The organism is Caldifarcimen microaerophilum (genome assembly GCF_055387105.1).
Genome location: NZ_AP038914.1, coordinates 1,039,031 through 1,062,142, shown reverse-complemented (window position 1 = coordinate 1,062,142; position 23,112 = coordinate 1,039,031). Strand labels below are relative to the sequence as shown.

The 23,112-nt window shown below is 61.4% G+C and carries 23 protein-coding genes and 3 tRNA genes; 10 read left to right on the top strand and 16 right to left on the bottom strand.

The window, feature by feature from the left end:
• The first annotated feature begins 8 nt into the window (after window positions 1-8).
• The 4 genes from AC6HU3_RS04985 (at window position 9) to AC6HU3_RS04970 (ending at window position 7,046) form a co-directional block, all read left to right on the top strand.
• The gene (locus AC6HU3_RS04985; protein WP_497536191.1) at window positions 9-3,278 is read left to right on the top strand and encodes a M36 family metallopeptidase; all 3,270 of its coding nucleotides are present in this window, start codon (window positions 9-11) and stop codon (window positions 3,276-3,278) included.
• An 82-nt stretch (window positions 3,279-3,360) separates the two neighbouring features.
• On the top strand, window positions 3,361-4,392 hold the full coding sequence (locus AC6HU3_RS04980) for an AAA family ATPase (RefSeq protein WP_497536190.1): 1,032 nt from the start codon (window positions 3,361-3,363) through the stop codon (window positions 4,390-4,392).
• A gap of 7 nt (window positions 4,393-4,399) precedes the next feature.
• Entirely contained in the window at window positions 4,400-4,810 is a 411-nt protein-coding gene (locus AC6HU3_RS04975) for a hypothetical protein (protein WP_497536189.1), read from the top strand.
• Window positions 4,811-4,823: 13 nt separating this feature from the next.
• The gene (locus tag AC6HU3_RS04970; protein ID WP_497536188.1) at window positions 4,824-7,046 is read left to right on the top strand and encodes a M14 family metallopeptidase; all 2,223 of its coding nucleotides are present in this window, start codon (window positions 4,824-4,826) and stop codon (window positions 7,044-7,046) included.
• Window positions 7,047-7,096: 50 nt separating this feature from the next.
• Here AC6HU3_RS04970 and AC6HU3_RS04965 read toward each other — a convergent pair whose 3' ends face one another.
• The 5 genes from AC6HU3_RS04965 to AC6HU3_RS04945 all read right to left on the bottom strand — a co-directional run bounded on the left by AC6HU3_RS04965 (window position 7,097) and on the right by AC6HU3_RS04945 (window position 10,044).
• On the bottom strand, window positions 7,097-7,747 hold the full coding sequence (locus AC6HU3_RS04965; protein ID WP_497536187.1) for an energy transducer TonB: 651 nt from the start codon (window positions 7,745-7,747) through the stop codon (window positions 7,097-7,099).
• Window positions 7,744-8,433, bottom strand: a complete 690-nt coding sequence (locus AC6HU3_RS04960; RefSeq protein ID WP_497536186.1) for a hypothetical protein — start codon at window positions 8,431-8,433, stop codon at window positions 7,744-7,746. Before AC6HU3_RS04960 ends, AC6HU3_RS04965 begins: the two co-directional genes overlap by 4 nt.
• Window positions 8,434-8,587: 154 nt before the next feature.
• The gene (locus AC6HU3_RS04955) at window positions 8,588-9,178 is read right to left on the bottom strand and encodes a YceI family protein (protein WP_497536185.1); all 591 of its coding nucleotides are present in this window, start codon (window positions 9,176-9,178) and stop codon (window positions 8,588-8,590) included.
• Window positions 9,179-9,193: 15 nt separating this feature from the next.
• Window positions 9,194-9,400 carry a CDGSH iron-sulfur domain-containing protein gene (locus AC6HU3_RS04950; protein ID WP_497536184.1) on the bottom strand — a complete coding sequence of 69 codons (207 nt, stop codon included), beginning with the start codon at window positions 9,398-9,400 and terminating at the stop codon, window positions 9,194-9,196.
• The gene (locus AC6HU3_RS04945) at window positions 9,397-10,044 is read right to left on the bottom strand and encodes a MerR family transcriptional regulator (RefSeq protein ID WP_497536183.1); all 648 of its coding nucleotides are present in this window, start codon (window positions 10,042-10,044) and stop codon (window positions 9,397-9,399) included. The genes AC6HU3_RS04950 and AC6HU3_RS04945 overlap by 4 nt, the downstream gene beginning before the upstream one ends.
• A 478-nt stretch (window positions 10,045-10,522) precedes the next feature.
• Here AC6HU3_RS04945 and AC6HU3_RS04940 point away from each other — a divergent pair.
• From AC6HU3_RS04940 to AC6HU3_RS04925, 4 genes are all read left to right on the top strand, one after another.
• Window positions 10,523-10,596: transfer RNA gene (locus AC6HU3_RS04940), tRNA-Met, on the top strand.
• A 39-nt stretch (window positions 10,597-10,635) separates the two neighbouring features.
• Window positions 10,636-10,710 (top strand) — tRNA-Met (locus AC6HU3_RS04935).
• 31 nt (window positions 10,711-10,741) lie between these two features.
• On the top strand, window positions 10,742-12,208 hold the full coding sequence (guaB, locus tag AC6HU3_RS04930; protein WP_497536182.1) for an IMP dehydrogenase: 1,467 nt from the start codon (window positions 10,742-10,744) through the stop codon (window positions 12,206-12,208).
• A gap of 1 nt (window position 12,209) precedes the next feature.
• The gene (locus AC6HU3_RS04925) at window positions 12,210-12,596 is read left to right on the top strand and encodes a hypothetical protein (RefSeq protein ID WP_497536181.1); all 387 of its coding nucleotides are present in this window, start codon (window positions 12,210-12,212) and stop codon (window positions 12,594-12,596) included.
• Here the strand turns inward: AC6HU3_RS04925 and AC6HU3_RS04920 are convergent.
• The 4 genes from AC6HU3_RS04920 to AC6HU3_RS04905 all read right to left on the bottom strand — a co-directional run bounded on the left by AC6HU3_RS04920 (window position 12,574) and on the right by AC6HU3_RS04905 (window position 14,720).
• Window positions 12,574-13,443, bottom strand: a complete 870-nt coding sequence (locus AC6HU3_RS04920; RefSeq protein WP_497536180.1) for a hypothetical protein — start codon at window positions 13,441-13,443, stop codon at window positions 12,574-12,576. The genes AC6HU3_RS04925 and AC6HU3_RS04920 overlap by 23 nt on opposite strands.
• Window positions 13,440-13,883 carry a type II 3-dehydroquinate dehydratase gene (aroQ, locus tag AC6HU3_RS04915; RefSeq protein ID WP_497536179.1) on the bottom strand — a complete coding sequence of 148 codons (444 nt, stop codon included), beginning with the start codon at window positions 13,881-13,883 and terminating at the stop codon, window positions 13,440-13,442. The genes AC6HU3_RS04920 and aroQ overlap by 4 nt, the downstream gene beginning before the upstream one ends.
• Window positions 13,884-13,895: 12 nt before the next feature.
• Window positions 13,896-13,984, bottom strand: a tRNA-Ser gene (locus AC6HU3_RS04910).
• A 7-nt stretch (window positions 13,985-13,991) separates the two neighbouring features.
• Window positions 13,992-14,720: a cytochrome c biogenesis CcdA family protein gene (locus AC6HU3_RS04905; RefSeq protein ID WP_497536178.1), complete on the bottom strand. Its 729-nt coding sequence runs from the start codon at window positions 14,718-14,720 to the stop codon at window positions 13,992-13,994.
• A gap of 83 nt (window positions 14,721-14,803) precedes the next feature.
• Between AC6HU3_RS04905 and AC6HU3_RS04900 the strand changes: the two genes are divergently transcribed.
• Window positions 14,804-15,037 (top strand): DUF2905 family protein, encoded by a 234-nt coding sequence (locus AC6HU3_RS04900; protein ID WP_497536176.1) that lies wholly within the window; start codon window positions 14,804-14,806, stop codon window positions 15,035-15,037.
• 8 nt (window positions 15,038-15,045) lie between these two features.
• Window positions 15,046-16,176 (top strand): LPS export ABC transporter permease LptF, encoded by a 1,131-nt coding sequence (gene lptF / locus AC6HU3_RS04895; RefSeq protein WP_497536175.1) that lies wholly within the window; start codon window positions 15,046-15,048, stop codon window positions 16,174-16,176.
• Here the strand turns inward: lptF and AC6HU3_RS04890 are convergent.
• The 7 genes from AC6HU3_RS04890 to AC6HU3_RS04860 form a co-directional block, all read right to left on the bottom strand.
• Window positions 16,161-16,616 (bottom strand): hypothetical protein, encoded by a 456-nt coding sequence (locus AC6HU3_RS04890; RefSeq protein WP_497536174.1) that lies wholly within the window; start codon window positions 16,614-16,616, stop codon window positions 16,161-16,163. The genes lptF and AC6HU3_RS04890 overlap by 16 nt on opposite strands.
• Window positions 16,616-17,197 (bottom strand): hypothetical protein, encoded by a 582-nt coding sequence (locus AC6HU3_RS04885; protein ID WP_497536173.1) that lies wholly within the window; start codon window positions 17,195-17,197, stop codon window positions 16,616-16,618. The genes AC6HU3_RS04890 and AC6HU3_RS04885 overlap by 1 nt, the downstream gene beginning before the upstream one ends.
• Before the next feature lie 78 nt (window positions 17,198-17,275).
• A complete protein-coding gene (locus AC6HU3_RS04880; RefSeq protein WP_497536172.1) occupies window positions 17,276-18,280 on the bottom strand; it encodes a ThiF family adenylyltransferase in 1,005 nt (334 codons plus the stop codon).
• Window positions 18,273-19,037 carry an iron-sulfur cluster-binding protein gene (locus AC6HU3_RS04875; RefSeq protein WP_497536171.1) on the bottom strand — a complete coding sequence of 255 codons (765 nt, stop codon included), beginning with the start codon at window positions 19,035-19,037 and terminating at the stop codon, window positions 18,273-18,275. The genes AC6HU3_RS04880 and AC6HU3_RS04875 overlap by 8 nt, the downstream gene beginning before the upstream one ends.
• The gene (locus tag AC6HU3_RS04870) at window positions 19,034-19,705 is read right to left on the bottom strand and encodes a DUF481 domain-containing protein (RefSeq protein WP_497536170.1); all 672 of its coding nucleotides are present in this window, start codon (window positions 19,703-19,705) and stop codon (window positions 19,034-19,036) included. The genes AC6HU3_RS04875 and AC6HU3_RS04870 overlap by 4 nt, the downstream gene beginning before the upstream one ends.
• A gap of 211 nt (window positions 19,706-19,916) precedes the next feature.
• Window positions 19,917-20,849, bottom strand: a complete 933-nt coding sequence (locus tag AC6HU3_RS04865; RefSeq protein ID WP_497536168.1) for a hypothetical protein — start codon at window positions 20,847-20,849, stop codon at window positions 19,917-19,919.
• A gap of 78 nt (window positions 20,850-20,927) precedes the next feature.
• Window positions 20,928-23,102 (bottom strand): LVIVD repeat-containing protein, encoded by a 2,175-nt coding sequence (locus AC6HU3_RS04860; RefSeq protein ID WP_497536167.1) that lies wholly within the window; start codon window positions 23,100-23,102, stop codon window positions 20,928-20,930.
• Window positions 23,103-23,112 lie beyond the last annotated feature (10 nt).

The window sequence follows — 23,112 nt, the reverse complement described above, 5'->3', positions numbered from 1 at the left end:
GGTGTAGGATGAAGCGATGGATGTTGATGCTCCTGGCCGCCCCCCTCTTTGCGGCCAGGCCGTGGGGACCGGAGGATCCGTATCGGGACCTCCGGAACCGGTCCCATCCGCTGGTGGGGCCGATGGTGTACGGGAAAGGCGAGGTGCGTACCCCCGGTCGGGTGCTCACCCGGCGCCTGGAACACGGTCCCGTCTATGCAGGACGTGTGGACGATGCGGTACGGCAGTTTCTCAAACAGGAAGGGACATCCTTCGGCATCCCACCGGAGGCCGTTCCGAATCTTCAGATGACCCGGACCCTCGCCCACCGGAACACGGAGGTGGTTCGGCTCCGTCAAACGGTACGGGGTGTTCCCGTCTTCGGAAGCGAAGTGGTGGTGATGCGGGAGGCGACGAGCAAGCGCATTATGTGGGTTCACAGCCGCTTTTTCCCCAACCTGGACGTGAATGTCACCCCGAAGGTTTCGGCCCAGGAAGCCTATGCCATCGCTCAGAGACAGCTTCCCTTCCAGCAGATCCAGAAACGGCTGGATCCAGAACTGGTGGTGTATCCGGAAGGCAAGGGACGCCTGGCCTGGCGGGTGGTCATCCCCTCCCTGGACCCCATCGGGGACTGGGAGATCTTCGTGGACGCCCACACCGGCGAGGTGTTTTTCCTCCGGGATCAGGCGAAATACGCCGACGGTTCCGGAATGGTCTGGTTCCCCGATCCCCTCACCACCTCCGGACACTACTACAACGATACCCCCGAATGGGCGGACAACAACGATGCGGACAATGACTCCCTGAACAACCAGCGTGTGACGGTTCCCCTGCGGGGGATCACCTATGATGCCAATGTGGGGGGCTACGTTCTTCGCGGCCCCTGGGCCTGGCTGGATGAGTCCATCGAATCTCCCAACAGTCCTCTGCCCGCTCCGGCCGACTCCACCGCCTTTGTGTTCACCCGGTCCCAGCAGGAATTTGAAGCGGTGATGGTGTATTTCCACTTTGACAGCCTGCAGCGCTATTTCCAGACCACCCTGGGCATCACCTTTGCCAACGCCGAGCCTCAGAACGTGGATCCTCACGGGCTGAACGGTGCGGACAACTCTTATTACGTGCCGTCGTCGGATTACATCGCCTTCGGAGAAGGCGGGGTGGACGATGCCGAGGACGCCGATGTGATCGTCCACGAATACGGCCATGCCATCCAGGACGACATTGTGCCCGGATGGGGAGCGGGGGGCGATGCCGGAGCCATGGGTGAGGGGTTTGGAGACTACCTCGCCACCACCTGGTCCATGTCCGTGGACACCTTCCGGTGGCATGACGTGTTCACCTGGGACGGGCACAACGAGTTCTGGTCCGGACGCCGGTGCAACACCGGCAAGATCTATCCGGACAGCCTGGTGGGAAGCGTGCACGCGGACGGCGAGCTGTGGTGCAGTGCGCTGCTGGACGTGGTCTGGGCCATGATCAACGCCGGCTACACGGTGGATTCCGCCCGCCACATCATGGACTACCTGGTGCTCAAACACCACACCCTGCTCACGTCCAGCGCCACCATGCCCGAAGCGGCCCAGGCCATCATCCAGGTGGACCAGACCGATTTCGGCGGGGCCCACCTCTCTTTCATTCTTCCGGCCTTCGATGCCCGGGGACTCATCGACATGAGTCAGTATGTGCCAACCATCACCCACACCCCCCTCCCGGACAACGAGAACGTGAACGGACCCTATGACGTGTATGCCCAGGTGACTCCGGGAGCGCATCCCATTGACAGCGTGATCCTGTTCTTCTGGACGTCCCTCAACCCCGGCACCACCACCTCCGTGCAGATGCCCCCGGTGGGGGCGGATTCCTTCCACGCCCAGATTCCGGGTCCGGGGCAGGAGGCGGATATCTTCTATTACATCTACGCCGTGGACACCTCCGGGGCTTTCAGCACCCATCCTGCCGGTGCGCCTTCGTCCTATCACCAGTTTCATGTCGGTGCGGACGTGACGCCCCCGACCATCACCCACACCCCCATCCGGTCCCAGTTTCCCCAGAGCCAGTGGCCTGCGGTGGTTCGGGCGCAGGTGACGGACAATATCGGTGTGGACACGGTGTTTGTGGAGTGGATGCACAACGGAACCGCCCAGGCCCCCTTCGGCCTCACCCTCGCGGGTGGATGGTATGAGGGCGCCTTTCCCCTTGCCTCCGTCAACATCGGCGATACGATCCAGTATCGCATTGTGGCGGTGGACGCTTCTTCCAACGCCAACCAGGCCACCGACCCAGCCACGGGCTACCACACGTTCACCATTGTCCAGACCCGGGGTGTGGTGCTCGTGATCAACGACGATTCCGGAGACCGCAAGGCACCGGAGAAGGGAGGCACAGGGTACGGGAAATTCGCCACAGGGGAAGTCGCGGACTCCCTGGTCTCCTGGCTCACCCAGCTCGGCTTTGCCGTCACCCAGGAAGATGCAGCGGTCACCGATACCAATCAGTGGACCAGCTATGATTTCATCGTGTGGAGCTCAGGGGAAGACGTGACCAGTGTGGGACAGGCAAGCGGCTCGGGGGGACCGGCCTATGCCGACGCCTTGCGGGCGGCGCTTTTGAACTATCTCGCCAGCGGCGGCCGCGTGTTCTTTGAAGGCGGGGAGCTGGGATACGACGCCCAGGCATACGACCTCACCTTCGCCCAGCAGGCCCTGCACATCTCCGACTGGAATTCCGATGATGCCGGGACTCAGCTCGTGCTTGCAAGTCCCGCCCACCCCATCGCTTCCTATCCCAACGTTCTGACCGATTTGCCTCTTTCGTCTGGAACCGGTTATGGTGATCATGACGCCCTTGTCCCCACCGCCGATGCCATGGTGGTGTACAACACCAGCTCCAGCCCCAGCGATGTGGGTCTGGTGGCCTACCATAATCCCTCCACCGGCGAAGCGTCCGTGTTCCTGTCCATCGCCTACCTCTATATTACCGACCAGACCACCGCGGTGAACCTGCTGGAGAACATCGCGGAATACCTCCTGAGTCCGGTGGCGGTGTCCGAATCGCCCGGAACGTCAGGAGAACTCCGCCTGCGTCTTCTTCCGGATGCCCGGGGTCTCCGGCTCCTCACCTCCACGACGGCGCCTGTGCGGGTGGTGCTCTTCAACGTGGCCGGGCGGAAGGTGTTCGTGAAACGTCTGGCGGGGGACACGAATTACCGCCTCGAACTGAATTTGCCGAAGGGGCTCTATTTCTATCGACTGGAAGGTCCGGCTGCCGCGGCGGGCAAGGTGATTCTGGTGCGGTAAGGATTTGCCGGGTTGAGCGGGCGCACGCTCGCTCAACCCGGGTTTTGGAGATGGTTCATCCAAAACCCTTTATCTTAAATCCGTGAACAGCGATCGCCTGACCTTGGAATTCAAGAACTTTCTTGTGTTTCCTCATGCCGTGTGGGAATCTGCGTCTCCAATCACCCTTATTCTGGGCCCCAACCGCACAGGGAAAACGCATATTCTCCTTGCGTTATACGTTTTCTACAAATATCTCTGGTCCCAGACCCGATTGGAGGAGGGCTCTCTTTCCCTGGGGAACCTGTTCCTGGACACATTTCTTGTGCGGAAGTCCGATGACCTGCGCCGATGGGGAACACCCAAAAAAGAGGGGTTCTGGGTCCGTTTTTCATGGGGGGATGTTGTCACCAATCTTCGGTATCCCCTCCCTAAGTCGGCAAGGACCGTACAGCTTCCTCTGGGTTTTGAATCCCCAATGCCGATATATTATTCACCCGCTGGGCTTGGAGACCATTACAAAGCGCTTTCCTTTGTGTCGAAATCTTTCTCAAGGTGGCGGGTCATTTCCGAAGCGGTGAGCGATCTAATTGGCATGATCCTCATTGCTGAAGAAGGAGATGTGGACCCGTCATTCATGAACACCTTCCATCGTCTTTTCGGAGAGGATTTGAAATTCTCTGTCGAACGTGAGAGAATCTATGTGTACGAAAAAGGGAAAAAACTCAAAGCGGAGCGAGCTGCGTCCGGATTGAAGAATTTGAGCTGGCTTTATCTGCTGGGGAAAGGTGGAATGCTCCAGAATGCTGTTTTTCTTGCCGATGAACCGGAAGTTCACCTTCACCCAGAATATATCTTGCGTTTTGTGGGGATTCTCTCCCATATTGTCGAAAAGGGTACGAGGGTGTTTCTGGCGACTCATTCAGACCTTCTGGTTGCCGCTCTCAACCGGTGGATGGAGATCACGGATCAACGCGTGAGTGTATGGGAAATTCAGAGGGATAAAGAAGGAAACCTTCTTCCGGTGTGTTATGAAGCCTCCAGAGATCGTCTGATCGATGATCGCACCCTGACAGGGCCTTACTTGGATACGGTTCGTCTGTCGAAAGAGGTGGAACGTATTTTGATGCCATAAGGGAAAGATGGACCGTATCTCATGTATCGAAACAGGGGTGTATGACTTTGAAAAGCTATCCCGTATGTTTGAAGGAGGTTCAGGATTCAGTTTGCCACACTGCGACTGGCTGGAAATTACCGATCAGGATGAGATTCACTTTGTAGAAAAAACAGAAATTTATGCTGTGGATGTCGAATCGGAAAAGTTTGTAGAGTTCGTACAGGAAAACGTGAAGAAAATGTGGGGAAGCTTCTGTATTCTTCTTTCGTTGTGCCAGGATACCCGTCCCCTGAAATCGCGACGGCGTATTTTTGTGATTCAAACTACAGTGCCAACAAAAGAAAGTGCTATTGTGGCGAATCGATTAAAAAGGGAACTCATCCCTTATAAAAACGGCATTGTTGACGAAATCTATCCCGATTTTCCTGAACCTTAAAGGAGGATGTTCGATGAACATCTGGATGCTCGTCGCTGCCCTCATGCGGGTGGAGGTCCCCCTCCAGAGCCCTCAGGACGCGATGAATCTCATCTCCATGGGGCTCGATGTACCCTATGTCAACCTGGAGAAGGGCCTGGCCCACGTGATTCTGGAGGACGGAGACCTGGAGAAACTCGTGCAGGCCGGGTTCACCTACACGGTGATGGACTATGATCTCGCCGCCACCTGGCAGAGGCACTTCAAGATCAACTTCGGCCCCTATTACACCTTTGCCGAAGTCCAGGCCCGCCTCCAGCAGCTTGTGAACCAGTATGGCCCCCAGAACCTGATCAAGGACACGGTGATCGGCTATTCGGTGGAGGGCCGGCCCATCCTCGCCTTCCGGATCTCGGACAATGTGAACGCCGATGAAGGGGAGCCCGCGATTCTCCTCACCGGCGTTCACCACGCCCGGGAACCCATCGGGGCGTATATCACCCTGGAGTTCGGCGCCTGGCTCCTGGATCACTACGCCACCGACCCCACCGCCCGGTTCCTGGTGGACCACCGGGTGCTCTGGGTGGTCCCCGTCGTGAACCCCGACGGGTACACCTACAACGAAACCTCCAGCGGCTACTGGCGGAAAAACAAGCGGGACAACGACAACAACGGAATCTTTGAAGAGTGCTGTGACGGCGTGGACCTCAACCGGAACTACGGCTATCTCTGGGGCTATGATGACGTGGGATCGTCTCCGGATCCGACGTCGAATACGTATCGGGGCACCGGTCCCTTTTCGGAGCCGGAGACCCAGGCCATCCGGGACCTGGTGAACGCCACCCAGCCCGTGATCGCCCTCAACTATCACAGTTATTCCAATCTCCTGATTTTCCCGTACGGCTACGAAAACGGTGTGTATGCCCCGGACGATGCCCTCTTCCGGGCCATGAGCCAGGAGATGACCCGGGCGAACGGCTACACCTACGGCACCGGCTGGGAACTCCTCTACACGGTGAACGGCGACTCGGACGACTGGATGTATGGCGACACCACATCCCACCCCAGGGTGTTTGCCTTCACGCCGGAGGTGGGGGAGGACTTCTGGCAGCCGGACACGACGATCATCGTGGAGCAGTTCAACGAAAACCTCCCCATGAACCTCTTTGTGATGAAGGCGGCTGGGCCCTATCTGGAAGTCAAAGACGTGCAGGCCAGCCCCACCGCCTATCAGCCCGGGGACACCGTGAACGTCCAGGTGCTCGTGAAAAACCTGTTTGTGGGGGGCGGTGTCTCGGCCCAGGCCTCGGTGGATCCGGGGGCATCGGATCCGGCCAGCGTGGGCTGTTCGGAGGTTCTGGACCTTCCCGCGCCGGTGTCCACGTCGCCCTTTCCGGATTCGGTGTGGGTTCCCTTTTCGCTGGTGGTGAAGGACACCACGCCGTCCGCGCAATACCGCTTTGTCCTGAACTTCGACCTGGGAGGTGGGGTGGTCCAGCCCTATCCCCTTGTCCTGAATCTGGGGCAGGCCACACCGGATACGCTGCTTGCGGAGGGCTTTGAGTCCGGACTTTCCTGGAGCACAGGGGGAACGGGGGGTGCCTGGGGCACCGCCGCTCCCGGCGCCACGGGATCCGCAAGCCTCCAGGACTCTCCCGGGGGGAGCTACAGCAACAACTGGGACACGTATGTCTGGACCACGGTGGACCTCACCGGCTACACCGGTGCGACGCTGACCTTCTCCCACCAGTATGACATCGAAAATGGCTGGGACTATGCCTACGTTGAAGCCTCCACGGACGGGAACTCCTGGACCCGCCTGGCCTCCTACACGGGAACCCAGAGCGCATGGCAGACGGTGAACCTGGATCTCACGCCCTTTGCGGGCGGTGTGGTGTATCTCCGGTTCCGGCTGGTGACGGATGTTTCGGTGACGGCGGATGGCTGGTATGTGGATGACGTGGTGGTCACCGGGGTGAACTATGACGCACCCCAGTGCCCCACGACGGGCGTGGCCGAGACTTCCACACCGGCTTTCCCCACCCTCCGGCTTGCCGGTCGCACCCTCCTCCTGAACCTGTCCTCTCCGGAGCCCGCCCGGCTGGTGCTTTTCAACAGCCTGGGGCGGAAGATGCTTTCCCGGTCCTTTGTCGGTTCCGGAAGCCGGAGCGTCCGTCTGGATCTTGCGCCGGGGACGTATTTCTGGCGTCTGGTGCAGGGAGACACCCGGCACGAGGGACGCATTGTACTCCCCTGATGGGGAGAACGATTGAGACTGTGCGGGGCGGGCAACGCCCGCCCCGTTTTTTAACGAAGCCGGAAATCCACGGGAATGGCCACCCACACCCGGACGGGGCGGTCCTGCTGCATGCCCGGACGGAACCGGAACTGAAGCACCGCTTCCACCGCAGCCGGCCCCAGAATCTCCTCCACCCCCGGTGGACTCCCCTTCACCACCTCCGCCTGGAGCACCCGTCCGTCCTCACCCACCAGGGCGTTCACCACCACCCGGCCTTCCAGGCCCATCCTCCGGGCGAGCTCCGGGTAGCGGGGGGTGACCTGATGGATGACCTGGGGTTTCACCTCCAGCTTGTAATAGGGCACGGGCTCGGTGGGTGCTGGAGGCGCAGGTGCGGCCAGGGGCGTCTCAGGCAGAGGGGGAGGCGTGAGGTCCGGGATTTCGGAGACCGTCTCGGATGGACCTTCCTCGATCTCGTCGGCCCCTTCGTCCACCGAAGGCCGCGACTGAGGGGGAAGGGGTTCCTCCACGTCCTGGATGTGAACGTTCGTGAATTCCCGGGGGAAGTCCGGAGGAGGGGAGGGTTTCAGGGGGGCGACGTCCAGGTTCCGTACGGTGAGGAAGAGACCGAGCACCAGAACCAGGGCCAGGGTGAACCCGAGCTGGAGGTGGAGGGCATAGAGTTCCCGCAGACTCCTTCCCTCTTCACGCTTCTTCATGATCCACCTCCCGGTTTCGCTCCATGATAAAGATACACCCGGGAGGGGTGTTTGTCAACGGGGGGAGAGACCCGGAAGGACATGCCCAGTCCCACCGTGATCCAGAACCAGGGTTCTGAAAAGGGCAAGAACACGGTGACTTCCGGATAGAGCTGGAGGAAAGGAACGTCGGCCAGCTCCGAAAGTCCGGCCGTCAGAAAAAGTCCCGGGCTCGCAAAGTCGGTGGACCCGGTGGTGTTGTCCTGGACGGAAGAAAGAAGCCACAGCAGGCGGGCGGAAGCACGGACGTTCCCTTTCCCCACCCAGATCCCCGGATACAGGGAAAACAGCGCGAAGGAAGACGTGGCGTCGCCCAGGGCGAAGATCATGCCATGGAGACCGAGGGTGGTGATCACCCCCGAATCCCGAAGGCCCCAGCGAAACCCTCCACCCAGCGCGCCCGTGAGGGGAAAGAGCGTCACCACCCGTCCCTCCACTTCCAGGTTGTGCAGGAGTCCATAGCGAACGAAAACCTCCGGATAGACCCCCGGGCTTGTCTCAACCCCCGAGGTGTCCACCACCGAGATGACCAGGGGACTTCCCATCCCCACTTCCCAGGTGTCTTCTGGAAGGACGCGGGCTCCACGATAATCCCCGAGGGACAGGCATCCCGCGAACAGGATCCAGAACATGCCCAACCAGCGCATCCCCACCTCCCGGTTTGAATCAGGAGAAACGATAGGGGAAGGAAGGGGGTCGGTCAAGTCAGGAGATCCGAAGCATCCCGGAGGTCCCGAACGTCAGACCAAAAACAAACCGGGCGGGGCATTGCCCCGCCCGGCAGAATCGTTCGGGTTCGGATTACTGGGCTTTGTGGACGGCTTCCACGGCGAGTTCCACCTTCACCTTCCGCCCCGCCACCAGGGCGCCGGTCTCCAGAACCTTGTTCCACTTGAGCCCAAAGTCGAAGCGATCAATCGTAAAGCTTCCCTCCACGGCGATGCGCTTGTTTCCCCAGGGATCGGTGATGGGACCCGTCAGGGTGAAGGGAAAGGACACGGTTCTGGTGATGCCCCGGATGGTGAGATCCACGTCTGCCCACCATTCGTCCCCTTTCTTATAGACCTTTTTGAGCACCATCTTCATGGTGGGGTATTTGTCCGCCGCAAAGAAATCGTCGCTTTTGAGGTGGGCATCCCGTTTCGCATTTCGGGTGTTGATGGAGTTCACATCCACGATCCCCTCCGCGCGGGCGGTGGTGGGATCGGCGGGATCCAGTTCAATCCACCCCTCCACCCGGTCAAAGGTCCCGGTCACGGTGGCAATGGCCATGTGCTTGACCTTGAAGGTGACGCTGGTGTGAGCGGGGTCCACTTCAAACCGCAGGCGCTCCGCAAGCGCCGTTCCGGTGGAAACGGACAGGGCAACCAGTCCCAGAATCAACGTTTTCATGGGTCTTCCTCCTGCTTACTGAATTTCAATTTCCGCTTCGGGCGCCTCAAAACCAATTCTGGCGTGGGTCCCGTCGCAGAAGGGTTTGTTCGATGAGCCTCCACACCGGCAGAGGGCCACCACCTGCTTTTCCTCCACCTTTTCCTGTCCCTCGATCCGGAGGACGTATGTCCCGTTCGTCATGATGACGATGGGGCCGTTCTTTTTGACCTGAACTTTCATGGTTCACCTCCCTGGTTTTGAGGAACCCCGTTTGCTTCAAAGAGTTTTTTGCGAACAAAATACAGATGCACCCAGGTCCGGACCCTGCGGAGGAGCTCCCAGAACCGTTCCAGGTCCATCCCGGAGCGACGGGCAAGGTTCGCTTCCAGTTCCACGAGTTCCTGGATTTTGCGGAAAAATGGACGAAAATCCTCCGCCGAGAGGGCGCTTTCTTCAAGGATCTGATCCAGCACCGGGGCAAGGTGGCGGGTTTCCTCCACAGGTTCCCCCGTCACCGGACACACTGGTTCAAGTCCCAGATCCTCCAGCACCGCCGTACCCCTGCGCAGGCGATCTCCGTTCTCCGGGCGCTCGGTGATGCCCATGGTGCCCTTTTCCAGGAGAAGAAGCCATCCTCCCGGCTCGTCCAGGAGGGGAAGAAGTTCGCGGGTTTCGGGAAGGGAAAGCCGGAACCATCGCCGGAGCAAAAGGATCCGCCGGAGCCGTTCCACCTTTTCCGGGCAATACTGACGGTGCCCCCCTTCTGTGCGATAGGCTTCGATGAGCCCCTCTTTCTCCCAGAACCGGATCTGGGAGGCCCGCACGTCCGGGAACCACCTCCGCAGATAGGAAACCACCTCACCCACCGACCAGCGCCTTTCCATCTTAAACCTCCCGTTAGGTTTAAATTATACCGGGGGTGACGGTTTCTGTCAAGGGGTGGCGGTGCCCATGCTGGGGGAGGGGGGAGTGTCCGGACTTCAGGCGTGGTGCCGTGCTGTTTCCGGAAGGGAATCCGGCTCCGAGTGAACGCCCTGGCAGAACCCCATTGGCTGGATGATGAGGAAGGGAGTGGCGACGGCCCGGATACGTGGGCTGTTGGGTGCGGAAGGGGACGGTTTTTCGGGCGTGCAGGATTTCGATACACTTACCCATGCAATTCCTGGTAGAGTTTGATGGAAACCCCGAAACGTGTACGTCCGAAAATATTGGACATGTTTTTCGGGGCTTCATGGTACAGTCGCAGATTTTTTCCCATGGGATGAGGCAGGCAACGGTGCCTTTTCGTGTAGATTTTGAATGGGGCAATGCGGGGGCTTGACGCTCCACGGGGAAACGCATATACTATCCCATGCAACACATCGCGGGGTGGAGCAGTCAGGTAGCTCGCCGGGCTCATAACCCGGAGGTCGCGGGTTCAAATCCCGCCCCCGCAACCTTTTTGACCGCAATTTCTTTTTTCTCTCTTTTCACGGGGCGGCGTAGCTCAGTGGCAGAGCGGGGGTTTCATAAGCCCTGTGTCGGCGGTTCGAATCCGCCCGCCGCCACCACGGGTGCCTTTCCAAACCGGAGCGTTTTCCCATGAAGGTCGGCCTCACCTTTGACGACGTGCTCCTTTTGCCTCGCTATTCAGAGGTCCTTCCGGGAGAGGTGGATGTGTCCACCCGCTTTTCCCGGTCCATTTCCCTGCATCTCCCCATCGTTTCTGCGGCCATGGACACGGTGACAGAAGCGGACATGGCCATTGCCCTTGCTCAGCTCGGCGGCATCGGCGTCATCCACCGGAATCTCTCACCGGAACGTCAGGCAGAAGAGGTCCGGAAGGTGAAGCGTTCGGAAAGCTGGATTATCGAACACCCCTACACCCTCTCCCCCGATCACACCGTCCGGGATGCCCTGCGTCTGATTCGGGAAAAGGGCATCTCCGGCATCCCCATCGTTCAGAACGGGCATCTGGTGGGCCTGGTGACCCGCCGGGATGTGATGTTCATTACGGAGGAATCCACCCCCCTGCGCAACCTGATGAAGACGGACGTGATCACCGCACCCGAGGGGATCACCATTGACGAAGCCAAGCGCATGCTCATCCGGCACGGCATTGAGAAACTCCCCGTTGTGGATCCGGAAGGGCGGCTCAAGGGCCTGATTACCCTGAAGGATATCCTCAAAAAGATGGAACACCCCCACGCTTCCCTGGACGGGGAAGGCCATCTGCGGGTGGCGGCGGCAGTGGGCACGGGAGAGGACGCGGAGCGGCGGGTTCCCCTCCTCCTCATGGCCGGTGTGGACGCCATCGTGATTGACACCGCCCACGGCCATTCCCGCCGGGTGATGGACACGGTGAAGAAACTTCGGCCCCTGCTCCCCGAACACGTGGATCTGGTGGTGGGGAACATCGCCACGGAGGAAGCCGCACGGGATCTCGTGAAGCTGGGTGTGGATGCGGTGAAGGTGGGGGTGGGTCCGGGGTCCATCTGCACCACCCGGGTGGTGGCGGGGGTGGGTGTGCCCCAGCTTTCGGCCATCATGGACGTGGCCCGCGTGGTTCGGGATGCGGGCATTCCCCTCATTGCTGATGGAGGGATCCGTTATTCAGGAGATATCGTGAAAGCCCTGGCGGCAGGTGCCGACAGCGTGATGCTGGGAAGCCTGCTTGCGGGAACGGACGAAGCGCCCGGTGAGGTCGCCCTGATCGGGGGCCGGCGGTTCAAAACCTACCGGGGCATGGGCTCACTGGGAGCCATGGCGGAGGGCGGTGCGGCCCGCTATGGGCAGGAAGGGACCCAGAAGTTCGTTCCCGAGGGAGTGGAAGGCGTGGTCCCCTATCGAGGGCATGTGTCGGACGTGGTGTTCCAGCTTGTGGGAGGCCTGCGGTCCGGCATGGGCTATGTGGGGGCACGGAACCTGGACGAGCTCCGGAAGCGGGCGCAGTTCATCCAGATCACCCATGCGGGGGTTCGGGAAAGCCATCCCCACGACGTCCTCATCACCCGGGAAGCCCCCAACTACACGGTGGAAATCGCCGGTTCCCCCTACCGGGAGCGCTGACATGAACGTGATGGAGAACCGCTATGCCCAGACCTTCCTTTTCGGGGTTCTCCCTCTCACCGTGGGTCTGTGGATTCTGACCTGGATCCCCCATAAGGACACCCTTCCGTCCTGGCTTGCCGGGGTGGTGGGTGTTATCCTCCTTCTCTCGGACATGGGGGCGGCCACCTTTCTTGCCCGCACCCGTGTTCCGCAGGGCCTGCTTCCCGCCTGGCGTCTCCTGGTGGTGTCCCTGACCGCGGGGGGGACCCTGTTCGCCGCCCTGCTTTCCCGCTATCTCGGGGCCTCCGTGCCCGCGGGTCAGATCCTGCTCGCGGTGGGGCTCATCGCGGTGCTCTTTTTCGGGATGTTCTGGACCTATCCGGTCAGGCCCGCGAAAGGTTTTTGAGACGCTCTCCCACGCCCCGCAGGACCGGGCCAAACCTTTCCGCTCGGGGGTCATCCAGAAGGCGTGTCCCCACCTCCCGGAGCCGGTTGAGATCGTTCCCGTAAATCACCACACCCTCCACGGGATACCGGGCCACGGTGGCGATCGCCCGGGCCAGGCCCTCCGGCGGCGGCTCCACCCCGTAGATCTCGATCCAGATGGGTTTCCGGACCGTCCGGAAAAGGGCAAACAGGATGTCGTCCATCCAGTAGGTCAGGCGATAGGTGAGGTCATAGATGGGAACGATCACACCGTCCACTGCCTCCAGAAGGTCCAGAGGGAGCCCGAACCGGTCCAGAATGCAGGGGGCGGGATGGAGGGTGAGCCAGCATTCGCCTGAAATCCGTTCGCGAAGAAGCTCAAAAACCTGGTGGAGGGTGTCCTGCCGCACGGCGTCCACCTCTCCCCGACGGGCATAGGCCTCCCGGCAACGCTCGCAGAAGCAGTAGTTTTCCTTCGGGTACTGAAAGTCCTGGAGGATCACCGGAACCTGAAGCCCATCCAGCACCGGAAGGATATATTCCTCCAGATAGGTGGGATGGCGGGGACACACCCATCCCCAGGCCAGGCCATCCCGGGGATTGGCCTCGCCGGGCAGAGCGGGCAGGCCCTCCCGGGAGATGGCCCGATAGGACGGGTCCCCTTTCACCAGGGGAGTGGCGGCGAACACCGAGAGTGTGGCTCGAACACGGGGATGCGGGGGCACGTCATAGGTCTTCCCCCATGTGTCCCGTGCGGGAAGGATCAGGAGGTCCACATCTTCGGGCAGGGCTCGGGGGGGACGAAGGAACGAGAGACCCAGCTTCATCCCATCCGACCGAGCCGGCGGGCCACGGCATAGAGGGCGAGTTCATAGGAAAGGGCACCGAAGCCCGCAATCACCCCCTCACAGGCTCCCGCCGTCACAAGGTTCTGACGGAAGGCTTCCCGCTTCCACAGATTGGAGAGATGGACCTCCACCACCACACCGGGAAAGGCAAGGAGGCCGTCCCGCAGGGCCACACTGGTGTGGGAAAGCCCACCCGGATTGATGATCAGGGCGTCGAACGTCCCCCGGGCCTGGTGGATCCAGTCCAGGAGCTCTCCTTCATGGTTGGACTGCCGGCACTCCACCGCAAGGCCGAGTTCCTGACCCCGCGCTTCCAGATGGACGCAGATGGCCTCAAGGGAGTCCCGGCCGTACACCTCCACCTCCCGCTCACCCAGGAGGTTCAGGTTGGGGCCGTTGAGAACGAGAACCCGCTTCATGGAACGGGAAGGCGGAGGGGGAGGGATTCGAACCCTCGAGGGGGTTTTCGCCCCCTACGCGATTTCGAATCGCGCCCCTTCGTCCGCTCGGGCACCCCTCCGCGGAATTCACTTGACAAAGTTGTAGGTCCAGGACGGGAGATATCCCAGGATAACCTGGAGCTGGCCAAAAAAGATGGCCAGGCCGATCAGCACAAGAAGCACACCCGCGCCGATTTCCACCCAGCGGAGATACCGGCGGGCACGGGCGAAAAAGGCGAAGAATCCCTGGATGAACAGGGCGGAGAGGATGAAAGGAATGCCCAGACCCAGGGAATAGACCCCCAGAAGCCCCATACCCTGGAGCACGGTGTCCTGGGTGGCGGCAAGGCCCAGAATGCCCACCAGAATGGGTCCGATGCAGGGAGTCCACCCAAAGGCGAAAGCCATGCCCACCAGAAAGGCCATGGGCAGGCCGGCGTTGCCCTGGAGATAGGCTTTTTTCTCATAGTTCAGGAAGGGGATCTGGATGAGGCCCGTGAGGTGGATGCCCAGGATCACGATGACCACGCCGGCGATTTTTTCAAAGAGGGTCTTGTGGGCCTGAAGGAACTGCCCGAGGGTGGTGGCCGCAGCACCGGAGAGGACGAAGATCAGGGTGAAACCGAGCACGAAAGTCACGCTCCGGAGGAGCACCCGTCCCAGAACGATCTGTAACGGCAGCCGACCCCGGAGTTCGTCCACTGAAAGTCCTGTAATGAAGGACACGTACCCCGGAATGAGGGGCAACACGCAGGGGGAAAGGAAGGAAAGCACCCCTGCGCCCAGGGCTGTGGTGAGGGTGAGGGTTCCGTGCATAGCCCCCGAAAGATACGGCGCGGGAGGTGAACATTCAATGCGTGGACCTTGACGGTTCCCTTGCGAGCGGCTATCTTTGAGGCATGATGAACGAAGGCACCTCCCTCGGATTGTGGCTCATGGCGCTGGGTGCCCTCCTGCTCCTGGCAGGGGCGGTGGTGTGGTTGGTCTCCCTGGTCGGGGGCCGTCTCCCGCTGGATTTCGTGATCCGGAAGGACACGGTCACCGTCTGGATTCCCCTGGGAACCTCCATCCTGGTCTCCCTTCTCCTCACCGTGATCCTGAACCTGCTGTTTTTCTTCTTCCGTCCACGGTGAGGGTCCCCTTGTTCACCACCCTGGATCGCTATCTCCTCCGGATGATGCCCCTTCCCTTTCTGGGGAGCCTCGCGGTGTTCACCATGATCCTCCTCCTGGACCAGATCGTGAAACTCCTGGATCTGTTTTTGAAGAAAGGGGTGGCGGTGGGGGTGGTCCTCCAGATCCTGTTGTATTCCCTCCCCTTTATCCTGGCCCTCACCATACCCATGGCGGTGCTGGTGGGCACCCTTCTGGTGTTCGGGCGTCTGGCCGCCGATCTGGAGATCCTGGCCCTGAAGGCGGCGGGAATCCCCCTGCGAAGGGTGCTGAATGCCCCCCTTCTCTGGGGGATCACGCTTGCGGTGGGGATGGCCTTCTTCAACGACCGGATCCTCCCCGAAGCCAATCACCGTCTGAAAAACCTCCTGCTGGACGTCCATCAGAAAAAGCCCGCGGCCCAGCTCCGTCCGGGGGTGTTTGTCCGGATCGGCGAGGTGAACCTCTACAGTGAAAAGGTGGATGAGCGGACCCAGGAGCTCCGGCGGGTGGTGGTGGAGGTTCCCCTTCCTGGTGAGGGGCTTCGGGTGGTGATGGCCGATTCCGGGAAATTCTATACCCTGCCGGACGAGGCCATCTTCCTGGACCTTTACCGGGGGGAGATCTATGAGACGGATGTGGACATGCCCGATCGCCTGCGCACCGTCCGCTTCGGGCACTATCGCATCCGGATTGATCTGGACACCCGGATGGTTCGCCGGGAACGGGCCTACCGGGGAGACCGGGAGAAAACCACCGCCATGCTCCTGCAGGAGATCCGGGAGAGCGAACAGAAACTGGCCACGGCTCCGGACAACGTTCGCAACATTCACAAAAAGCGCATCGCTCAGCTCTGGGTGGAAGTGCACAAGAAATACGCCCTGGCCGTGGCCTGTCTGGTGTTCGTCCTTCTGGGAGCGCCCCTTGCGGTGCGCCTGCGGCGGGGCGGCTTCGGGACGGCCTTCGGCGTGGCGTTTTTCGTGTTTGTGGTGTATTATGTGCTGCTCATCTCCGGGGAAGAGCTGGGAGACCGGATGCTCATTCCGCCGGTGGTGGGGATGTGGTGGGCCAACGGGTTGTTCTTCGTTCTGGCCCTGTGGCTTCTTTACCGGGACCCCTGATCCAGGCTGTCCACAAACCGGATGGGGAGGTCCCCGAAAAGGAGTCTGGCAAGGGGTGGAGGGCTGATCCAGAGGGCCTCCACCTTCCCCTCCAGCACCCGGCTCCAGAAGCGCTCGGCCTGGGCGAGAAACAGTCCCCGCGCGCCGTTCATGGGACGAACCCAGATGGCCCGGGCAATTCCCCGGAGCACCTTATCCATGTGATAGGGATCGTCCGGTGGAACGGGGTAAATCTCCAGGGCCACCTCGCCCCAGGAAACCGCCCAGAGATCCCCGTCCGTTCGCCGCACCCCCTCCCCCATGCGAGACAGAAGGGCCTCCACCTCGCCCCACCGGGTCCGGGTGAAGTCATCCAGGAGTCGGACCGAACGACCCTGGCGGAGGAGGGCCTCCACCACCTCCAGGGTCCGCCCCCCTCCGCCCACGACGAGGTCCATCATCAGAACCGTGCGGAGAACAGAGGAACCACAATGGGTCCCTTCGCGTTCTGAACCGAACCGCTTCCGGTGGACGTGTTGTCGCTTCCGAAGATCACATCCCGGAAATAGTCCCAGTGATAGCCCACGATGGCGCCGGTGGCCGGCAGGATGAAGGCGGTCACGAGGAGGGTGAGGGAACGGGAATCATACCCGGTGGCGCCGGCAAAGGCGCCCAGAATCGTTCCCACTGTGGCACCGCCGAAGGCCCGGAGATAGTCCTCGGTGAAGGAGCCGTACCGGTAGCCATACAGGTAGCGGGCGGTGAGGGTGACCCCCAGGGACGATCCGAAGATCTCGCCGATGGCAAAGCCCCCGATGCTCGCGGTGGAGGAGAAAAACCGCCAGAGGGGATCGTTGTACCGGTCCACGCCCCGGCCCCACCGGCCCCGGGCATAGGCATAGCCATAGAATCCCCCCGAAAGGCCTGCGATGGTCCCTAGGGCAAGCTCTGTCACCACCGGGAAGGGATCCTTTCCGGGGTCAAAGGTCTGGGCCGCGGGCAGGGCCGCGGGGAGAAGCAGGATGAGGGTGAGTCCACGCATGGTCATCCTCCTGTTTCTTTTCGCCGTCCATCAAAAGATACGCGAGATCGGACGAACGGAACGTGAAAAAAATCACGTTCATTCTCCCACCCAGCGCTGATACAGGCTTCGGGCACGGGCTTCCGTGATGTGAGGGGCACGGATCAGGGCCCGTCCGTCCGAGAAAATCAGCATCTCGGCATCGTCCACCCGGAACCGGAGCACCCCTTCCCGCAGGTCCACCGAACCGTGGGGAGCGAGGGATTCCCGGAGCCGGGCAAGATCCAGGGATCGGGGGCGAGGGGGGCGGATCTGAAAGGTGTCTCGTCCGCAGAGATACACACTCCGGGCGTGAACCCGGCCCTCAAGGGCCGCAAAGCGGTGGTGAACACAGACCGGGCAGTCCTTCCGGCGATGCACCCCGTAGGTGCGAATCTCCAGCGTTTTCAGGTCCACCCGAAACAGGCGGGGGGTCACGGGCCAGCCGAGGAGAAGGTGCAGGGCCATCTGGACCTGGAGGGTGGCCACCAGGGTGGTGACCGTGTTCAGCACCCCCACCCGGTCACAGGTGTCCACATCGCCTTCCCGGGGCTCAGGGAACACGCAGGCCAGACAGGGACCTTCACCGGGCAGCACGGGCATGGCCAGGCCCTCGTGCTGGAGGGCCGCGCCGTACACCAGGGGGATCCCTTCCCTCACCGCAAAATCGTTGAGAAGCCACCGGGTGGGCCAGTTGTCCGTCCCGTCCAGAATCACCTGGACGCCGGAAAGAAGGTCCAGGTTGTCGGGCGAAAGATCCACGGCGTGGAGGTCCAGGGTCACCTCCGGCCAGATGGCCCGGAGGTGCCGGGCGGCGGCGTGAACCTTGGGGAGTCCCACATCTTCCTCCGTGTAGAGGTGCTGGCGCTGAAGGTTGCTTCGCTCCACCACATCCCGATCCACCAGCACCAGATGCCCCACACCGGATCGGGCCAGGAGCTCGGCCTGCAGGCTTCCCAGGGCTCCCAGACCCACCACGGCCACCCGGGCGGAAAGGAGGCGCTTCTGCCCTTCCTCCCCCACACCGTCCAGAACGATCTGCCGGGCAAACCGTTCCTTATCCATGGGACAAGGCCTCAAGCTTGACCGAGTGAGCAGAAAACACCGGTCCCGTGGTGCAGGTCCGGGCATATCTGCCTTCCCGGAGGGGTGTGGCGCAGCCCATGCAGATGCCGAAACCGCACCCCATGGTCTCTTCCAGGGAGACCCAGACCTCTCGATCACCCGCATGCCTCGCCACCGCCTGCATCATGGGGAGGGGACCGCAGGTGAAGACCACCTCACTCCGGGGTTCCCATCCCGTCAGGACGGTGCCTGTGATCCCCGCAGTTCCGTCCTCGGTGGTGATCTCCACGGGCACGGGAAGGCCGTCCAGGATTTCGCGAAGAAATCCAGGGGGTGCGGTCCGGAAGCCCACCCGGAGCCGGGCCACCCGTTCGGGATACCGCCGGGTGAAAAACACCAGGGGGGCGATGCCGCTCCCTCCCCCCACCAGGTCCACGGGGCCCTTTGGGGGAAAAGGACGCCCAAGAGGGGCCAGAAGGCGGAGGGTGTCGCTGGGCCTTCGAGCGAAAAGAAAGCGGGTTCCCCGCCCCCGAAGGAGCACCAGCAACCGGATCCGCCCGTCTTCCTCGTCCATCACGCTGAAGGGACGGAGAAGGAAAGGATCCAGCGCTTCGGCCGCCCGGGTTTCAAGGTTGACGAACTGCCCCGGCTCCAGCAGGGACCCGAAGTCCGGGTGTTCCAGTTCGAGGAGCAGATAGGTTCCGTCCCGCTCGACCCGGGAAACCCTCGTGGAAAGCACACGCAGGGGGGCACTCATTCCCGTTCCATTCGCCAGGCGATCCCTGCCGTGACCCGGAGATCGTTGGGTTTCACGCCTTCAGGAACGCGGGAGGTGTAGCGGTCCTCGGCCTCCAGACTCACGGAAAGTCCTGCCCCGAGAGGAACCTCCACCCGGAGGGTGGCCAGGAGGAGATAATCTGACCACGTGGAGACCGCCGGCTTATAGAAGAGAAGTCCCAGCAGACGGACGCCCTGTTCCGTTTGCCACTCCACCTTGGGACGGATGGACAGACGAACGTCCCGGCTCGGCTCGGTGCCCGCGTATTTTTCCACCGCATAAAGAGGGGCCGCGCTCAGGGAGATTTCCCGGTCCGGCGCCTCAAGAAAGCGGTATTTCAGGCCGGCGCCCCCGTCGCTTCGATAGGACACACGGGCCACGGGGTCGGCGTAATAGGTTGCCAGGGCAAAAAGTTCGATCCGGGAAGAGAGGGGAACATCGAACTGTATGGCACTTTCCAGCACGTTGGCCACCACCACCGTGTCCTGGACACTGTATCCGGTTCGGACAAACCCCGAAAACTTCGTGTGGCCCACCTGATAGCCCCCTTCCAGCCGGGCGGTCAGAACCGTCATCTCGCTGTTACCCTGAAAGGTGCTCCCCTGAAGGTTCACTCCGACAAACCAGGCCGTGAGCATCCATCCCATGGTCCACCTCCCGTGTGGGGGGAAGTATACCGCGCCCGGGAAAGACCTTCAAAGACGGGCCCGGCGGGTGTCGGGAAAGGGAAAACGACCCCCAGAACGCGTGCCGAAACGCTGGATGTTTCCCCACCGTCGTGAGGGAACGGGAAGGAGGAGAAAGAGAAGACGTTCTGAAAAACGAAGCCGGGGACCCGGAGGTCCCCGGCCCTGCCGATCATTCGATCATATCCTGGACGATGGGTTCTCCCTCGATGAACCGCCAGTTTTCGTTGTCGGATCCGTCCGTGCGCTCGTTCACCCCCAGGGTCACCAGACCTTCATACGGTGCGCCGGCTTCACGGGTGAGCATCGGACCGTCCACCGAGTAGACCTGAAAGAGGAAGTCACCGCCTTCATATCCTCCATCTCCTTTGTAGTCGCCCCGGCGGATCGACAGCATGTGACCGGCCATATGAAAGTCAATTTTTTGAAGGGGCTGATAGAAGTCGTCCAGGGAAATGAGGGTGGTGTCCTTATACACATACAAAGTGCGTTTCACCGAATCCACATCCACCCCCATCTGCTGAGTCACCAGGCGGTCAAAAAAGAATTCCCACCGGAGGCCTTCGGAATCCTCACCGATCACGATCTCATTGGCACCGTATTCCGGTCGTCCCACCGACCATCCGGCCAGGGTATCCAGGGGGATCACCTGACCGGAATCACTCCACGCCACGTCACCCACCCGGATGTGGGCAGAAAACCGGACGGTGTCCACAGGACGGATCCACCCCTCGCCATACAGGCTGTCGTTGTCACGGGTCTCAAAGGTCCCGCGGAGGGTGAAGTCCACCTGAACGGTTGAATCCTGCACACTTCCCTGGCAGTTCAGGGAAAAGCGTGCGTTCCGGGGGATGCCGTCACCGTCCAGGTCCATCACGGCCAGACTGTCCATCCCGCATTGTTGCCAGACCCGGGGGTCCCGCACCAGGGTGGCGGGAACAAAGAAGGTTCCCCGAAGTCCGGTCCCCAGATGTTCATAGATGAGGAACACCAGTGTCCGGAACGGTTCCTCCAGCGTGGAGGTCTCCGGTGCGGTGTCCCGCTGACAGGCGGCGAGGGCGGCGAGGAGCATCAGGGCTCCAACCTTCAGGCTTCTGCGGACCATCTCACACCTCCTTGTTTGAACAAACGATCCGGTTCGGAGAAGGGGGGGTGAGGCGAAGGCCCCACCCCCGGATGGCCATCAGGGCAGAATCACCGCCCTTCCTCGACGAGCTCCCGTCCTTCCTTCCAGTTTCCAGAAATACACACCCGGTGCAAGGCGAAGGGTGCGGGAACCCGCTCCTTCGAGCGACAAACGGTGTACCTTCCGACCCAGCGCATCCATCACCCAGAAGGTCCCTTCCTGCACGCCCTGCACCGTCAGAGCCCCCCGAACCACCTGGACCTTCCCCTCAAAACGCTGTCCCCGTTCCGCCACCGGCGTGGGATCCAGACCCAGGAGATGCAGAATATCGCCCCAGACCCACACGCGGAAAGAAGGCTGGACCTTCAGGAGACGCCCAAACCACAGAGAACCCACCCTGAAGTGGCCCACTTCCTGGACAGCGGAAGGGCTGGACGCGTCAAGCACCCGAAGTCCAGAGTCCCCTGCGGCCACATAGGCATAGGACACACCGGGATGTCCACCCCCCTGCACATCGTACAGCCTGTAGGGGAGAACGGTGGACCCCAGCGGTTGAGGGGACGATGGATTGGAGATGTCCACCACCACCAGTTCCGTGTCCACACCCACGAGAAGGCGGTTCCCATCGATCCCCACCGAGAAGGGATACACCTGCTGTCCCGCGTTGTACGCCACACTCACCTGGGTCGGTGACGTGGGATCACTCACGTCCACGAGCTCAACCACCCCATTGAAGGAAGCCACCACCAGGGTGTCAGGTTTCCAGAAACGGAGCTGAGCCACCCCTCCCACCACCGGATACTGACCGAGGAGGGTGGGCTGGGAAGGATCGGTCACGTCCCAGATAAAGATGCCCGCATCTCCGCTTTCGTACAGCCGATTGCCTCGAAGGAAAAGGCCCAGAACGTTGGAGTTCTGGAGGGAGAAGGAACCGAGAAGTGCAGGAGATACGGGATTGGAAAGATCATAGATTTCCACGTCCAGATTGCCGTTTTTGAACCCAGCGATGGCCGCACGGTTGCCATCGTATTCACAGGTGGACTGTGCCAGAAAGCCCGTCTGGAACCCCCCCAGATCCGCCGGTTGTGACGTGTCGGAAAGGTCGATGATTTCAACGAAGGGATCATAATAGCCGCACACCAGAGCACGGGTTCCGCCAAGGGCAGCGCCGGCGGGTGAGGCGATGTGCGAGCCAAAGGGCTGGATGGCCACGGGTGCACCCGAGAAATCCAGGGCAACAATCCGATAGGAGGAGATCAAAGGGATAAACTCCGTTGCGTACAGCACGGGGGCGCTGGGGTGAACACGCAGGAAGAAGAACCCTCCTTCCAGGGCCCAGAGTGGCGTGGGCGATGATGGATGGATGATATCCAGTGCGAAAAGGCTATCCGGTGAGGGGTATTGGCCTGCCTTTCGGGTGAACACGGTGTCCCCCCGGAGAGCAATGTCGGCAAAGCTTCCTGAATAGGTGCCCACAATGGAAGGTGCATTCACGTTGCTCAGGTCCACAATGGCGAGTTCGGTGGTCCCGCTTACCACCGCTCTGGTCCCGGACACCGCCATATCCACCGGACTGTTGGTGAGGGCAAGGCTACCAAGCAGAGAGGGGGAAGCAGGCGAAGATAGGTCCACAGTGTTCAGCTGATCGGGAAAAGCCGTTCCCACCACCGCGGTGTCCCCGAGGGTTTCCACCCGCACCACCAGACCGGACGAGGGGAGCCAGGATCCGAGTTCTGTGGGAGGGTTGGAGGGGTTGTTGACATCCACCAGTTGAACGATGCGCAGACCGGAGTCTCCCGCTGCAACCACCACAACCCCGTTGTTTCCAAGCAGTGCGAGGTCCATCGGCAGGTAGGGAACGGAGAAAACGGTGAGCCTTGAGGGGGCACCCGGGTCGGAGACATCCCACGCTTCGAGGGTGGAATCCTCAAGGGCGAGGAAGAGAAAATTTCGAGAAGCATCATAGGCCACGCCGCGGATCACCGGCCACCGCTGAATCGTTCCCACTCGCTGGGGAGATGTCGGCTGGGTGAGATCCCAGATTTCCACACTTCGGTTGGCTGTGGTGATCAGCCGTGTTCCTCCGGGATCCACGACCCGGGCATAGGGGCCTCCCCGGCTTCCCCAGGTGCTGACGGTGTGGACGTTGAGGGAGTCGACGCCTCCCAGGACGCGTTCCCCTCCCGACAGCCCTCCCCAGGCGAGGAGGATGAGCGAGGCAACCCCTACCATCATCCACCTC

Excerpts from the sequence above, each read along its gene's own strand:
- AC6HU3_RS04865 (WP_497536168.1), bottom strand. The coding sequence starts at position 20,849 with ATGGTCCGCAGAAGCCTGAAGGTTGGAGCCCTGATGCTCCTCGCCGCC.
- AC6HU3_RS04900 (WP_497536176.1), top strand. The coding sequence starts at position 14,804 with ATGATGAACGAAGGCACCTCCCTCGGATTGTGGCTCATGGCGCTGGGT.
- guaB (WP_497536182.1), top strand. The coding sequence starts at position 10,742 with ATGAAGGTCGGCCTCACCTTTGACGACGTGCTCCTTTTGCCTCGCTAT.
- AC6HU3_RS04875 (WP_497536171.1), bottom strand. The coding sequence starts at position 19,037 with ATGAGTGCCCCCCTGCGTGTGCTTTCCACGAGGGTTTCCCGGGTCGAG.
- AC6HU3_RS04920 (WP_497536180.1), bottom strand. The coding sequence starts at position 13,443 with ATGAAGCTGGGTCTCTCGTTCCTTCGTCCCCCCCGAGCCCTGCCCGAA.
- AC6HU3_RS04970 (WP_497536188.1), top strand. The coding sequence starts at position 4,824 with ATGAACATCTGGATGCTCGTCGCTGCCCTCATGCGGGTGGAGGTCCCC.
- AC6HU3_RS04945 (WP_497536183.1), bottom strand. The coding sequence starts at position 10,044 with ATGGAAAGGCGCTGGTCGGTGGGTGAGGTGGTTTCCTATCTGCGGAGG.
- aroQ (WP_497536179.1), bottom strand. The coding sequence starts at position 13,883 with ATGAAGCGGGTTCTCGTTCTCAACGGCCCCAACCTGAACCTCCTGGGT.
- AC6HU3_RS04950 (WP_497536184.1), bottom strand. The coding sequence starts at position 9,400 with ATGAAAGTTCAGGTCAAAAAGAACGGCCCCATCGTCATCATGACGAAC.
- AC6HU3_RS04925 (WP_497536181.1), top strand. The coding sequence starts at position 12,210 with ATGAACGTGATGGAGAACCGCTATGCCCAGACCTTCCTTTTCGGGGTT.
- AC6HU3_RS04885 (WP_497536173.1), bottom strand. The coding sequence starts at position 17,197 with ATGCGTGGACTCACCCTCATCCTGCTTCTCCCCGCGGCCCTGCCCGCG.
- AC6HU3_RS04955 (WP_497536185.1), bottom strand. The coding sequence starts at position 9,178 with ATGAAAACGTTGATTCTGGGACTGGTTGCCCTGTCCGTTTCCACCGGA.
- AC6HU3_RS04975 (WP_497536189.1), top strand. The coding sequence starts at position 4,400 with ATGGACCGTATCTCATGTATCGAAACAGGGGTGTATGACTTTGAAAAG.
- AC6HU3_RS04960 (WP_497536186.1), bottom strand. The coding sequence starts at position 8,433 with ATGCGCTGGTTGGGCATGTTCTGGATCCTGTTCGCGGGATGCCTGTCC.
- AC6HU3_RS04860 (WP_497536167.1), bottom strand. The coding sequence starts at position 23,102 with ATGGTAGGGGTTGCCTCGCTCATCCTCCTCGCCTGGGGAGGGCTGTCG.
- AC6HU3_RS04965 (WP_497536187.1), bottom strand. The coding sequence starts at position 7,747 with ATGAAGAAGCGTGAAGAGGGAAGGAGTCTGCGGGAACTCTATGCCCTC.
- AC6HU3_RS04985 (WP_497536191.1), top strand. The coding sequence starts at position 9 with ATGAAGCGATGGATGTTGATGCTCCTGGCCGCCCCCCTCTTTGCGGCC.
- AC6HU3_RS04880 (WP_497536172.1), bottom strand. The coding sequence starts at position 18,280 with ATGGATAAGGAACGGTTTGCCCGGCAGATCGTTCTGGACGGTGTGGGG.
- AC6HU3_RS04870 (WP_497536170.1), bottom strand. The coding sequence starts at position 19,705 with ATGGGATGGATGCTCACGGCCTGGTTTGTCGGAGTGAACCTTCAGGGG.
- AC6HU3_RS04905 (WP_497536178.1), bottom strand. The coding sequence starts at position 14,720 with ATGCACGGAACCCTCACCCTCACCACAGCCCTGGGCGCAGGGGTGCTT.
- AC6HU3_RS04890 (WP_497536174.1), bottom strand. The coding sequence starts at position 16,616 with ATGATGGACCTCGTCGTGGGCGGAGGGGGGCGGACCCTGGAGGTGGTG.